Source organism: uncultured Campylobacter sp., from assembly GCF_937997405.1.
Classification (GTDB): Bacteria; Campylobacterota; Campylobacteria; order Campylobacterales; family Campylobacteraceae; genus Campylobacter_B.
In genome coordinates this window covers 1-13,570 of the sequence record NZ_CALKTL010000062.1, presented here as the reverse complement: position 1 = coordinate 13,570, position 13,570 = coordinate 1, and the positions used below count along the sequence as shown (strand labels likewise).

Genomic DNA, 13,570 nt, shown 5'->3' with positions numbered 1-13,570 from the left:
GTTTGTGTTTCGCAAACGTTGACTAAAATGTTGGCAAACTTTGCTACATGCTTACAATAATGCAATTATTTTGTATAATGAGTTGCCACACATTCTGATTTTTCCTTTGGATAGTTATGCTTAGTTTAAAAGATGTAAAAACAAGAAAAGATTTTGCTGTTTTTTTGGGAATTGAACTTAAATTATTAACCTACATACTTTATCACATTAAAGTGGAGAATTTATATACTACATTTGAAATACCAAAGAAGAATGGTGGCACTAGAATCATTAATGCGCCTGATAAGAAGATTTTAAAAAAAATACAAAATAGACTAATGAATAAGCTGTATAACTATCAAAATAAGATCAAAAAAGATGAAAATATAAAAATTAATATCTCTCACGGTTTTGAAAAAGGCAAAAGCATAATAACTAATGCTAGAATCCACAGAAATAAGCGGTTTGTTTTAAATATAGATTTAAAGGACTTTTTCGCTAGCTTTCATTTCGGTAGAGTTGTTGGGTTTTTTGAAAAAAATATAAATTTCAGAATCCCAAAAGATATAGCAATTATTATAGCTCAATTATGTTGTTACAAGGGTTCTCTTCCGCAAGGAGCCCCGACTTCTCCAATTATATCAAACATAATATGTAATATATTTGATATGCGAATATTAAAACTTGCTAAAAAATATAAGCTTGATTATACAAGATACGCAGATGATTTAACATTTTCTACCAATAATAAAGATTTTTTGAATATATATAATGAGTTTTTATTGTGTATTTCGAAAGAAGTAGAAAAGGCGGGCTTTTGCATTAACCAGAAGAAGACTAGGCTTTTCTATAAAGATTCAAGACAAGAAGTTACTGGATTGGTTGTTAATAAAAAAATAAGTATAAATCATGGTTATTGTAAATATACAAGAGCTATGGCCAATTCTCTTTATAAGAATAAATCCTTTAATATTGATGGCAAAGATGCCACCATGAATCAACTTGAAGGAAGATTTGCTTTTATTAATCAAATTGATCGGTATAACAATATAATCAATATTAATGATAATAAACATAACGATGGTAAGAAAAGTAATGATAAAAAGTTAAATTGCAGAGAAAAAGAATATCAAAAATTTATTTTTTATAAGTATTTCTTTGCTAATCAAAAACCACTCATTATTACAGAAGGAAAAACGGATATATTGTATTTGAAATCCGCAATAAAAAGTCTATATGCATATTTTCCAGATTTGATTAAAAAAAATAGTAATGACGAATTCGAATTTAAAGTATCATTTTTAAGAAGAACAAAGAGGCTTGAATATTTTTTAAATTTTGTAAAAGATGGAGCGGATTCAATTCAAAATATCTATAGGTTTTTTGTAGGACGAGAAGTTGTAAATTATTCTGAGTATTTTAAAAAAATAACAAAAGATATAGCTGCAAATCCAGTCATTCTTATTTTTGACAATGAAATACCTAATAATAAGAAGCCTGTAAGGAAATTTATAAATTTTACCAATAAGAAAGAATTTGAGAATATATTAGATAAAGAGCTATATGCAAATATTGTAGACAACTTATTTATGATAACAAATCAGCTAGTAAGAGATAAAGAAGAGTGTGAAATAGAAGATTTGTTTGATGATAAGACGCTTAATCATAAGATGGATGGAAAAGTATTTTGTAGGGACTCGGCTATTTTTGATAAACAAAAGCACTATAGTAAGGAAATTTTTTCAAAATATATTTCAAAGAACTATAAAGATATAGATTTTATAAATTTTAAACCCATGCTAAAAAATATTGTAAAAATAATAACAACTTATAAATGATAGTTATATAAGTAACCTTTTGCTAGAATTATATAGAGAAGAATTGCGAAAATTACTCCTATAGTTACTGCCTCTAAGTTTATAAAAAATGCACAAGCTATTAAATGCGTATCTAGTGGTGTTTTAGAGAGGTTCTACACCTACTAGCATAAATTCGGTGGTGCGAAGCGAGGATTTTTAAATCCTCGCAGATTTATCGGTGCAGTGCGTAACTCGTTAAATAACATGAAATTTCAAATTTGCAGGCAAATTTAAAGCAACGTAAAATTTTTAAATTTCATCATAACGGAATTTTGGATTTAAGCCGTAAATTTACGGTTCGTAGAATTTTAAAATTTTGCGTCATAAATTCTAAATTTTAACTCAGCACGATTTACCTACGCAAATCGATGCAGCTCGCGTTTATCGTGGCGCGTGCATAAATTTCAAGAATCTCCCACCTTTTAAAACGGCGCTATCTTTGCGCTGAAATAAAATTCCGCAAAATTTCAAAGTAGCTTCCGATAAATTTGACCTGTAAATTTAATCTAGCAAAGCTCCGTCTTTTCGATTTTGCGGCGCGAAATTCCGATTGTAAATCCCTTTTACGAAATTTCATAATCTCTTAGCTGCGCAAAATTTCAAAATTTCGCGCAGAGCGGTATCTTTAGGCGGCGCGCTGCCAAATTTCTACGCAGAAGCAGCCCTCGCAAAAGCGGTATATCAGGCGGTAGCCTGCCCGCCGCGCGCTATGGCGTATTACGCGCAGCACGAAGCCGTGCGCGATCACCGCAGTGTCCGTCTCTAGCAAAGACGGCGCCAGATCAAGCGCGCGCCGCCGTTCCGCTCCTGCGCTTGCGCCGCTAGGGTTCGTGCCGCACAGCCACAGCAGGCGCGAGAGCACGAGCCAACAATCAAACGGCATTTTTATTAGCGGCATGGGGAATATTCGTAGATTAAACTCGCGCAAAGCCTCTAGGTACTCTATGCCCCGCTGCGGGAATAGCTTTTGCGCCGTAAGCGCGGCGCGCGGCAGCGGCGATGAGCATACTCGGCTTATGCTGGCAAGCTTTTCGTATGTGGCGCTGCTTTTAAATTTATAGGTTTCATACAGAGCTAAGCTTTACGTAGCGTCATATAGGATCGCGCGGCGAGCGGCTTCTGCGGCATCGCGCACGCCGCTATCGATCAGCGGCGTAACGTGGCGGATCAGCGCTAACGTCATGATTTTGCCTCATAAAATACGAGCATATAAGGGCTTGCGCGGCTATTTAAGCCTTTCGTAGCTTTCGCATGAGCTTTGCCATGCCCTTTCATGCTCCGCTACCGAGCTCATAAATCTATCCTTGCCGCCCAGCTCGCAGGCCTTTTTGTAGTATTCTACGGCTTTAACATTATCTATGCCCTCGTAAAGACGCGCTAAATTTAAGCACGCAAGCCAGCTGTCCGCGATATCCATATCGCAACCGCGCACATAATAACCTACGCCCTTTATAGCGTCTTTGCGCACGCCTCTGCCTCCGATATACGCAGATCCTGCGTTACTGCAGCCTATCGCGTGCCCGTCATCGCAGGCTTTGTCGAACAGCTCCGCCGCCTTCGCCTCATCGCGCGGCATCCCCTCTCCGCTTTGATACAAAATGCCTAAATTTACGCACGACTCCACATCGCCGCCTTTGCAAGCTTTGACGTATAACGGTGCAGCCTTTAGCAGATCTTGCGGCACGCCCCAGCCATAATTATAAATCTGCGCCAAGGCCCCGCACAACTTCATATCGCCCTTATCGCAGGATTTCGTAGCCCTGCTTATATCGTCTGCAGTGATTTCAAAATTTTCGGCTAGCGCGAAATTTGCAGCAAGCGTCGCGATAAGCGCTAGAATTAAAATTTTATTTTTCATTTTAGTCCTTTTTGATTTTTTAAGATCGCCCGCCAAGCCTAAGGCGCAGATTTATCGTTAAGGCGCAGTTTGATCGCTAGAGTTCGGGTTCGTTCTCGCCTGCTCTTTGCTTTTTAGAGCTTCGTAAATTTCATCGACGCCGCTTAGATTTTGATCCAAAACCTCTCTCGCCTTTTTTAGCGTGCGTGCGCCAAAAATCCCATCCTGCTTGGCTCCGATGCTTTTTTGGATATATAAAATTTTATCCTTTTGCATCGCAGCGGAATCCTTAGTCGCCCCGGAAGCGGAATTTGAAGCAGGGCTTTCAGAGCCGCTAGAGCTTGCACTCGTAGAATTTTCGTCTACAGAATTTACGCCATCACTCGCGGAAGCGGAATTTTCGTCCTCAAAAAACGCAGGCATCCACCCTCGCAATAGCCCTGCTGCGCCGGTTTTCGGCACGTAGCCCGTATTTGCCGCGCCTCCGTAGATTGCACTAGTTAAAACGGCGCAGAGCAGAGCTTTACAAAAGCGAGCAAACGCCGCGCCGCCTCTGCCGCAGCGATACTCTCGCGGGATTTTACGAGCTTTTACGACGCACCGCACTACGCTTGCCAGCCACAGCGCCACACCGCCTAACAGCCCCACAGCGGCGATTACCGCGCCGCACGCAAGTGCCCAAAAATAATGCTCCGCAAAGATCATCTCGAAGCAGCCCTCGCACGCCAGCGCAGCCGCCGCGATGAGCGCGCCTCCGCCTATGCACCACACCGCGCGGTCATATCGCGGACTTAGCACGCCAAGCGCCCCAGCCATCGCGCTGCCCAAATCGCGAGCGCATTGCTGCGAAATAAAGCCCTCGCAAACGCGCATAAGCGCCGCGGCGAAACTCTGCACGCAATCCTCGCGCAAAGAACGTGGGAAAAAGAACTTCTTTAATCGTGCAAAGGGCGAAATTTTAGAATTTGACGCAGGATCTTGCGTGTTCGCGCGATTTTTAAATTTTGCAGCGGCTAGATTTTTGGAATTTGCAGAATTTATCGCGGCGGAGTCTATGGAATTTGTGGAATTTTCAGCACCCAAGGCGCTTAAATCTCGGTAATCTCGCTCGCCGTGTAATTCGCAAAGACCCTCCGTAGCGCGATCATAAGTGCTGCTTAAGCCCTCTTGCGAGCCGGCAAAATTAGGTCCATTCTGCGCGAGAGGTTCGCTGCTTTGCTGCCTAGCCTCAAAATCGCTAGCAGAATTCTCTCCCGAAAGATCCGCCCCGGCAAATTTTATGCCGCCGCTCACTCCTCCTGCGAACCTGCCTTGCTCTCCGCGCAACCCCAGGCGATTATCTTCCGCGCCCATAGAATTTGCCGGAGCGCTCGCGAATTTCATGCCCGCAAATTTTACGCTCGCGCTGCCCTTGAGATTTTCTTTGCGCGAAGCGTCTTTTGCAAGGCTCAAAGCGTCGCGATCAGTCGCGCTGCGGGCAGAATTTGCAAAGTTAAAATGTCCGTCCGCGCCGCGTAACTGCTCAAGATTTAGCGTCTCGCCGCGCAGCCTAGCACTAGCTAGGCGCATCGCCGCATCCAGCGCAGGCTTCGCGCGAAATAGCGCAAAAAGGCTTTGCGCATCGTTCCGCCCTAGCCTAGCGGGTGCACCGCGCACCGCCGCAAGCTCCGGCGCAAAAACTTCGTCCAAAAAGTTAGGTCTTACGAATGTCGCGCCACCGAAGCACGCCGCATCGTAAGCCTTGCCGCAGACGGCAAAACTCAAGCGCAAAAAATCATCCTCCGCGCTAAATACCGCTTCGCAGCCGCCCTGCGCCGCTCGCAGCGAGCATAGACGAAACAAAAGTCTGCGCGCTGCAAAGCCTACGCCCTTGCTGCATAAAAACTCCAGCAGCTCGCGCCCAAAAACCTGCGAGCTCGCGCCTATGCTGACGCTCGGGCGGGCATAAACGGATACTTTGCCGGTGCGAGTGAAATACCCGCGCCCATCGCAGTGATCGCAGCGAAAATCGCCCGCACCACCGCACTTTTCGCAGCGCAATCTGCCTGCGCCGCCGCAAGCGGGACAAATGCGAGAGCCGCTACCGCCGCAGTTAGCGCAGGGAATGAAGCGATAGCCCATAGAATTTGGCGCAGAGCCCGCAGAGTCGCCTCCAGAAAGGTTGCGCGCATGAGCGTCCATAGAGCTTAATGCCGCACGGCTATAGCCGCCGGTGCCCTTGCAATCGGGGCAGATCAAGCGCCCGCGCCCGCCGCAGTTAGCGCACGGCGCCTTGCCTGCGCCTTCGCAAGCATTGCAGCGCCTCCTGCCCGATCCGCCGCAATGCTCGCAACGCAGATGAACGCTAAAGGGCTTAAAATCTTGGAATTTTATGATTTGATCCGCATTCATAGCGGCTTTTTGGGGGTCTGCACGCAGGCGTAGCATAAAGGTCTCGCTTAGCTCCGCATCAGTGCTTGCCGCGCGTAGGCACTCGCGCGCATGAGCCTCGAACTGCGCGATATCTGCGAAATGCAGCTGCGCGCGCTCGCCGCCACTTATCTGCGAGACGCTAAACTTGCCGGCAAAGTCATAACGCACGCCAAGTCGCACGCTAAATCCATAAAACTCGCGATCAAGCTCACGCAGATCGGCGCCGCCGCTACGCGCTAAAGCTTTTAGTCTAGCAACAAACGCCTCTGCAAGCTCCTCTTTATCCAGCTTGTCCATGATCGCTCCTTTCTTGCAGGCACGCCACAAAGCCGCGCCGCATAAATTTTAAAATTCCTTTATTAAGATCCCGCAAATTTTAGCATTTCATATAATTATACCGCGAAAGGGAATTTTAAAATTCTAAAATCTCACGCAGGATGGAATTTAGCGCCATTGCGCGCCGTAAAATCTCGCTGCAAATCAAAACTCTAAAATAGAGCTAGACGCGGAATTTCGCACTGCGGCGCGGCGACGTACATAACTGCCGCAACAAATACGGCGCGAACGGATCGCAAAACGGAGCCGCCAGGCATACGGCGCCCGAGCGGTAGTAGCGGGCATGCAAGCTTTAATTCCGCAGCAGCACATAATTTGGCTCGCGACGATGTACGACACAGCGTAACGCGAAGCAAATTTCACGCCTACATAAAATTTTAAATTTCACGGCGAGCTCGTACGTACGACATGCAATTTAAAATTTTACGACAGCTATAGCGCGGCATGCAGCGGCCTAAAATTCTGCGATAAGCGGCGCGCAAATTTCAATCCCGCGCGACAATCAGGCGACGGGTGCGTGGAGTGCAATTTAATTTACGAGCGCATAGCCGACATATCATCGCACAAATTTAGTCGCAGCGAGCAGCACGGCGCAAAATTTCATTGCCGCGACGCATCGGCTCGTAAAATTTAGTTCTACGATGTCGCGCGGTTATAACACTCCTGCCTTTGCAAGCAGAGCAGATCAGACGTCCGCGCCCACCGCAGGCGCTGCACGGCAGTGCGTGAAATTTAATCTAGGCTCTGCAAACCTCCGCCAACATGATTGATCCGCACGAGCGTAAAATTTAGCTCGCCTGCCGCATAATTTAACTTGCGGCGGTGCATATCGCGGTGCAAGCGCGAATTTTAGATCGTGCGGCGATCTGCTGCGCGACCGACGGATCAAATTTCACGGCGCGGCTCGGCATGAAATTTAGAATCTCGTAGCGACACATGACACTGTGCGCGGCCGCGTGAAATTTTAAATTTTACGGCGAGCTCGCGCGTTATGAAATTTTAAATCTTGCCGCGAGTGAGCTCGCAAGCTCGCGGACGGTTCGGTTTAAGATCTTGCGCCCGGTTTTTTCGCGGAATTTCGCTCGCGAAATTTTAAATGCTAAACCCGAGCAAGTTTCACGCCAAATTTCTACGTAGATCTTGCGCGAAATTTAATGAAATTTCGCGGGCCGAGCCCGGCGCGTAGAAACCCGAATAACCCGAATAACCCGAATAACCCGAATAACCCGAATAACCCGAATAATCAAAATTCAACTGGCTAAAGCCTAGCACAATAAAGCTCGAGCGTAGTAAAACCATGACGCGCTAAAACCGGGGCGCGATAAACTCACCGCAACCTGCAAGCAAAATTTATCGCCGCCGAAGCCCACAGCCAAATTTTACCGTCCAAGCGCGGAATTTTCGGCTTTGGTTTTGAGCACCTAAAATAAAATTTCAGATCACGCCAGCCCGCTTATAACGCCCCCATCCGTGATCTTCATATTTAGCGCATTAGGAACCTTCGGCAGCCCCGGCATCAGCATTATCTTGCCGCAGACGGCGACGATAAAGCCCGCTCCCGTACGGATCTGAAGGTCCTTAACGCTGAGCTTAAAGCCGCGCGCGCGCCCAAGCGCCTTGGCATCGTCGCTGAAGCTATACTGCGTCTTGGCGATACAGACGTTTAGCCGCTCAAGTCCCAAGGCCTTGATGTGCTGTAGCGCCTTTTGCGCCTCGGGCTCGAAAACGACCTCGCTCGCGCCGTAAATTTTAACGGCGATCTTTTCGATCTTGCTCGCCGTATCGTCGCTAAGCTCGTAGGCGAATTTCAGCTCCTTAGCGCGCTCGCACTCATCTATGACGAGGCGGGCTAGCTCAAGCGCGCCCTCGCCGCCTTTGGCGAAATTTTCGCAAATCGCCATCTGCACGCCGCGCTGCTTGCAGTACTCACGCACGAAAGCGATCTCCTCGTCACTATCAAAGCTGAAGCGGTTAAGCGCCACGACCGGATTTAGCCCAAAGTTTTGTAAAATTTCAATATGCCCGCCTAAATTTACGATGCCTTTTTGAAGCGCGGCAAGATCAGGGCTCGCGATACTTTCTTTATCAGCGCCGCCGTTATATTTAAGCGAGCGGATCGTGCTAACCAGCACCGCGGCATCCGGAGCGATGCCTGCGCGGCGACACTTGATGTCGATAAATTTCTCAGCCCCGAGCTCGCTTCCGAAGCCAGCCTCCGTCACGGCGTAATCGGCAAGACTTAGAGCTAGCTTGCTCGCCATTATGGAGTTACAGCCGTGCGCGATATTTGCGAAGGGTCCTCCGTGCACGAGCGCGGGCGTATGTTCAAGACTTTGGATGAGATTTGGCTTCATCGCGTCTTTTAGCAGGATCGCCACGGCATCCGCGCAGCCCAGATCGCGCACGTATATCGGCTTTCCCTGCGTATCGTAGGCGACCATGATGTTTGCGATGTTTTCCTTAAGCTCGGCAAGATCGTTCGAGAGGCACAGAACCGCCATTATCTCACTAGCTGCGGTGATATTAAAGCCGTCCTCGCGCTGCACTCCGTCGGTGCGTCCGCCCTGCCCAACAGTGATGTGGCGCAGTGCGCGATCATTCATATCCATGCAGCGCTTCCACAAAATTTTATCGATCTTTAGCGGGTTTTCTTGATACAGCGAGTTGTCGATGACCGCCGAAATGAGGTTGTTCGCGGAGGTTATCGCGTGAAAATCGCCGTTGAAGTGCAAATTTAGATCATCCATCGGCACTAGCTGCGAATACCCGCCGCCGGCAGCCCCGCCTTTGATACCAAAAACTGGCCCCAGCGACGGCTCGCGTAGCGCAAGGCAGACGCTTTTGCCCAGACGCTTTAGCGCGTCGGCTAGACCAATGGAGGTCGTCGTCTTGCCCTCACCAAACGGCGTCGGATTGGTCGCCGTGACCAAGATAAGCTTCGAAGCGCGCGATCGCGGCTTGATGTTTAGCTTGGCTTTGTAGTGGCCGTACAGCTCGATCTCATCCTCGCTAAGCCCCAAATTTTTCGCAACATTTGAAATTTTATCCGGCTTCGCCGCATTTGCTATTTCGATATCGCTCAACATTTTCTCTCCTTAAATTTAAAATTTTATCGCGCAGCGTTTATGCGCGATCTGTTCGATCCGCGCGAGCCGTCAGGGCGGCATCTAAGTCTGCGAGCACCCGCTCGGACGCAATCTTGCAAACGGTTACGAAAGCCCATACTCGCGCCGCCGTGGAAGCATTCTGCCCACAAGCGTTAAATTTATGCGCTACTTTGCCGCAAAAGCAGCTTGCAAGCGCCAAATCCACGAGCCAAAAGCAACTGAGCCACTGCGGAAATATTATCATCGCTACCACAAAACATCCTTGCTCGCTCGCAGCCGCGAAAGCGCTCAGGGCCGCGCACCTTGCCCGCGAGCCGCGCAAATCAAAGCTCGCGCCGCGAAATTTGCCCCGGCTAAATTTCGATCTCGATGCCCACGGGGCAGTGATCGCTGCCCATCACGTCGCTTAGGATGAAAGCGTCCTTTAGCCGCGAGCGCAAATTTGCCGAGATGAAAAAATAATCGATCCGCCAGCCTACGTTTTTTGCGCGCGCGTTAAAGCGGTAGCTCCACCACGAGTAGGCGTCCCGCAGCTCGCCGCGCACGGCACGAAAGGTATCGATGAAGCCCGCCGCCTCCACCTCATCTAGCCACGCCCGCTCGATCGGCAAAAAGCCCGAGGTTTTGGAGTTTGCTTTTGGGTTTGCAAGATCGATCTCGCGGTGCGCGGTATTTACGTCGCCGCAAAATATCACCCCGAGCCCCTGCTCCGCGAGGCTGCGCGCATAGGCTAAGAATTTCGCGTAAAATTCCATCTTATAGGCTAGCCGCGCCTCGTCCTTTTGGCCGTTGGGAAAGTAGATATTAAAAAGCACGACATCGCCGAAGCGGTGCTGCAGCACGCGTCCTTCGTCGTCTGGGAAAAACAGCGACTTGCTCGTCTCGCTTTTAAATTTTGCTAGGCTCGCTACGCCCGAATATCCCGCGCGAGCGGCGGAATTTAGATCGATCTGGGAAAATCCGAGCTCGTAAAGCCCTTTTGGGGCGTCCTTTTCGCTCACCTTGATCTCTTGCAAGCCCAAAAAATCGGGGTTTTGCTCCGCAAGCCACGCAAAGCCGTCTTTGCCGAGCACTGCGCGCAGCCCGTTTACGTTCCAACTAATCAGTTTCAAATTTAGCCTTTGGCGCAAAAATTTTGGTATGATTATACGAAATTTTGACTAAATTTAAAGGAAAATTATGCGCAATCAGCCCAAATACCGATTTTTTGCCAACTGGGGCTACGCGATGGCGGGTCTTGCCGAGATGCTGCGCAGCGAGCGTAGCTTCAGGCTCGAGCTTTGCGTGTTCGTCCCGCTTGCACTGTCGCTATTTTTTTGGAATTTCGGCGCGGTGCTAAATCTATTTTTGATCTTCGGCGCGGTCTTTACCATCGCACTAGAGTGCGTAAACTCAGCCATTGAGCGCGCGGTTGATCTTGCCACGAGCGAAATCCACCCGCTAGCCAAGGGCGCCAAAGACACCGCAAGCACAGCCGTGATGATGAGCCTATTTCTCAACGCCGCGCTGTGGGGATATGCGATCTGCGGGAAAATTTTTTAAAATTCCGCGAGTGGAATTTTAAATTTCAAAAATTATCGCTTAACGTAGCAAGCTCGGCAGAATTCAATCATTAAATTTTACGTGCGCCATTTAATTCGGTCTTAATATATTAATTTCAAACTGCACGGAGCCCGCAGACATAAGCCCTTTGACCGCAAGAGCAGGCTTTGTTCAATTTAGCAAGCGGCGCCGTCTTGCTTGCGATAAATTTAAAGCGATTTCAAGCCAAAAGCTTTAACGCGCTACGCACAGGACGGCGCGCTAAATTTAAAAAAATGTGTCGCGTTCGGCGGTAAGATTTACGCGATTTACCTTTAAATTTTAAGAATGAAATTTGAAACCTTAACTTGAATAGCTTTTTAAGCATACTTTGAAATATAATTAAATTGTTTGCAATTATATAAAGCAACGATCTAAAATTTAAAAATAAAATCAGCAAAATTTAATGAGCGTTATTATAAAATCTTCAAAAATAAGAAGGTATCTGTGAGTTATAGAGTAGGAAGTTTGTTTGCTGGCGTTGGTGGTATATGCCAAGCATTTAAGAATTCAAATTGTGATGTTATTTGGGCAAATGAAATTGACAAGAATGCCTGTATGACTTATAGATTAAATCATAAGAGCATAAATCTTATCGAAGGAGACGTTAAAAAATTAAATAATAAAACTCTATCTAGTATAGATATACTTACTGCAGGATTTCCTTGCCAACCATTTTCGCAAGCTGGGCACGGAAAAGGGTTCGAAGATGGGCGAGGAAAGCTTTTTTTTGAAGTATCGAGACTATTAAAAGAGTTGAGGCCAAAAGCCTATTTTTTAGAAAATGTCAAAACTCTTGCAACACATAATAACGGAAAAACTTTTAAAATCATTAAAGATGAAATAAAAAAGACTGGATATTCTTTTATACCATTTGTGCTAAATGTTGCAAAGTATACAGACATACCACAAGGGAGGGAAAGAATATATATCGTAGGCTTTAAAGATGAAAGCGATTATTCATTTGAAAAGCCTATAAAAGAAAATATACTAGAAACAAAACAAGAGAATTTATTATCCGCTAGATTTCAAATACCAAAAGAAACAAGCAAGGCCCCCAGAAATATAAAATCCTTCCTAGATGATTCGTGCGTTATTCAATCTGATATTTATAATGACAAAAGCAATAAAATTCATCGTAGAGTAGTAGAAAGTGTGACAGATGAAAACATTGTTTATCAATATAGGCGTTATTATGTTCGCTCCAATAAATCAAATGTTTGCCCTACCTTGACTGCAAATATGGGTGTTGGCGGACATAATATCCCAATAATATTAAATAATGGTATAATAAGAAGATTAACCCCAAAAGAATGCTTTAATTTGCAAGGATTTCCGCGAGATTTTATGCTTCCATCAAACATATCAAGAGCACAGCTGTATAAACAAGCTGGAAATTCTGTTGTTGTGCCGATGGTTGAAAAAATCGCAAAAGAGATTGTAGCGGTGTTGGATGGATCCGATAGAAATTAATCCGAATGTCGCAAATTTTGTTAGATCGCTTCGTGACATAGGGTATACTTTTGAGGTGGCTGTTGCAGATATTATTGATAACAGCATATCTGCCGGTGCAAATGATATAAAAATCTATGCCATACAACATCCTGAACCGTTTTTTTGTCTTCTAGATAATGGTACAGGAATGGACAAAGATGAACTAGTAGAAGCTATGAGGCTATCATCGAAAAATCCAGACGAGAGAAGAAATGATATCGCGCTTGGTAAATTTGGTTTAGGTCTTAAAACGGCTTCATTTTCTCAATGTAAAAAACTTACTGTTATATCAAAGAAATGTAATCAGATAAATATTAAACAATGGGATTTGGACTATATCTCTAAAAGAGATAAATGGCTACTTTTGACACCTGAGTTGAGCGAATATAAAAATCTTGAAATTTTTAAAGATTTTTATAAAAACGATAACTCTACTCTTGTCATATGGGAAGATATGGACAAAATTGAGCAAATTTCAGAATGCTTAGAAATACTAAGAGAGCATTTATCCTTGGTCTTTCACCAATTTCTAGAGGGGGCTGACGGTGCAAGAAAAATAAAAATATCAATCAACAATAATTTGTTAATACCTTTTAATCCGTTTAATCCAACACATGATGCAACCTTTATGAAATCTACAGAAATAATCAAATACAATGAAAAAGAAATAAAAATTACTCCATTTATCTTACCGCATCATTCAAAAGTGACTTTATTGGAATGGGAAAAATATAGTGGAAGAGAAGGCTATATAAAATCTCAAGGTTTTTATCTATACAGAGCCCATAGGCTACTTGTTTACGGTAAATGGTGGGGTATTCTTAAATCTAGCGATACAACAAAGCTTGTTCGTATAAAGATTGAAATTTCAAATGATCAAGACGAGTTGTGGAATATTGATGTAAAAAAGTCTATCGCAAATCCAGTTGCCGGCTTGAAAGATACGCTCAAAAGAGTTGCTTTAT

11 protein-coding genes are annotated in these 13,570 nt (G+C 45.6%); 4 read left to right on the top strand and 7 right to left on the bottom strand.

Annotated features, from left to right (window positions below):
- Positions 1-116: 116 nt before the first annotated feature.
- A complete protein-coding gene (locus tag Q0372_RS03215; RefSeq protein WP_298102481.1) occupies positions 117-1,817 on the top strand; it encodes a retron Ec67 family RNA-directed DNA polymerase/endonuclease in 1,701 nt (566 codons plus the stop codon).
- Between the two features lie 646 nt (positions 1,818-2,463).
- On the opposite strand, the gene Q0372_RS03210 is transcribed toward Q0372_RS03215, so the two are convergent.
- The 7 genes from Q0372_RS03210 to Q0372_RS03180 form a co-directional block, all read right to left on the bottom strand.
- Positions 2,464-2,856 (bottom strand): histidine phosphatase family protein, encoded by a 393-nt coding sequence (locus tag Q0372_RS03210; protein WP_298102484.1) that lies wholly within the window; start codon positions 2,854-2,856, stop codon positions 2,464-2,466.
- A gap of 207 nt (positions 2,857-3,063) precedes the next feature.
- Positions 3,064-3,696, bottom strand: coding sequence for a tetratricopeptide repeat protein (locus Q0372_RS03205; protein WP_298102476.1), 633 nt, complete (start codon positions 3,694-3,696; stop codon positions 3,064-3,066).
- 57 nt (positions 3,697-3,753) lie between these two features.
- On the bottom strand, positions 3,754-6,384 hold the full coding sequence (locus Q0372_RS03200; protein ID WP_298102473.1) for a hypothetical protein: 2,631 nt from the start codon (positions 6,382-6,384) through the stop codon (positions 3,754-3,756).
- Positions 6,385-7,232: 848 nt separating this feature from the next.
- On the bottom strand, positions 7,233-7,361 hold the full coding sequence (locus tag Q0372_RS03195) for a hypothetical protein (protein ID WP_298102470.1): 129 nt from the start codon (positions 7,359-7,361) through the stop codon (positions 7,233-7,235).
- 501 nt (positions 7,362-7,862) lie between these two features.
- Positions 7,863-9,509 carry a formate--tetrahydrofolate ligase gene (locus Q0372_RS03190; protein ID WP_298102467.1) on the bottom strand — a complete coding sequence of 549 codons (1,647 nt, stop codon included), beginning with the start codon at positions 9,507-9,509 and terminating at the stop codon, positions 7,863-7,865.
- 37 nt (positions 9,510-9,546) lie between these two features.
- On the bottom strand, positions 9,547-9,783 hold the full coding sequence (locus Q0372_RS03185; protein WP_298102463.1) for a hypothetical protein: 237 nt from the start codon (positions 9,781-9,783) through the stop codon (positions 9,547-9,549).
- A gap of 100 nt (positions 9,784-9,883) precedes the next feature.
- Positions 9,884-10,642: an exodeoxyribonuclease III gene (locus tag Q0372_RS03180; RefSeq protein ID WP_298102461.1), complete on the bottom strand. Its 759-nt coding sequence runs from the start codon at positions 10,640-10,642 to the stop codon at positions 9,884-9,886.
- A 67-nt stretch (positions 10,643-10,709) separates the two neighbouring features.
- Here Q0372_RS03180 and Q0372_RS03175 point away from each other — a divergent pair, with 67 nt between their 5' ends.
- The 3 genes from Q0372_RS03175 to Q0372_RS03165 all read left to right on the top strand — a co-directional run.
- The gene (locus Q0372_RS03175) at positions 10,710-11,072 is read left to right on the top strand and encodes a diacylglycerol kinase (protein WP_298102457.1); all 363 of its coding nucleotides are present in this window, start codon (positions 10,710-10,712) and stop codon (positions 11,070-11,072) included.
- A gap of 486 nt (positions 11,073-11,558) precedes the next feature.
- Entirely contained in the window at positions 11,559-12,584 is a 1,026-nt protein-coding gene (dcm, locus tag Q0372_RS03170) for a DNA (cytosine-5-)-methyltransferase (protein WP_297942324.1), read from the top strand.
- On the top strand, positions 12,565-13,570 hold a 1,006-nt coding region (locus Q0372_RS03165), incomplete at its 3' end, for an ATP-binding protein (protein WP_298102454.1). The genes dcm and Q0372_RS03165, both read left to right, overlap by 20 nt.

Bases quoted from the DNA above. Each gene is read 5' to 3' on its own strand.
- Q0372_RS03215 (WP_298102481.1), top strand. From the start codon at position 117: ATGCTTAGTTTAAAAGATGTAAAAACAAGAAAAGATTTTGCTGTTTTT.
- Q0372_RS03200 (WP_298102473.1), bottom strand. From the start codon at position 6,384: ATGGACAAGCTGGATAAAGAGGAGCTTGCAGAGGCGTTTGTTGCTAGA.
- Q0372_RS03205 (WP_298102476.1), bottom strand. From the start codon at position 3,696: ATGAAAAATAAAATTTTAATTCTAGCGCTTATCGCGACGCTTGCTGCA.
- Q0372_RS03195 (WP_298102470.1), bottom strand. From the start codon at position 7,361: ATGTGTCGCTACGAGATTCTAAATTTCATGCCGAGCCGCGCCGTGAAA.
- Q0372_RS03175 (WP_298102457.1), top strand. From the start codon at position 10,710: ATGCGCAATCAGCCCAAATACCGATTTTTTGCCAACTGGGGCTACGCG.
- Q0372_RS03190 (WP_298102467.1), bottom strand. From the start codon at position 9,509: ATGTTGAGCGATATCGAAATAGCAAATGCGGCGAAGCCGGATAAAATT.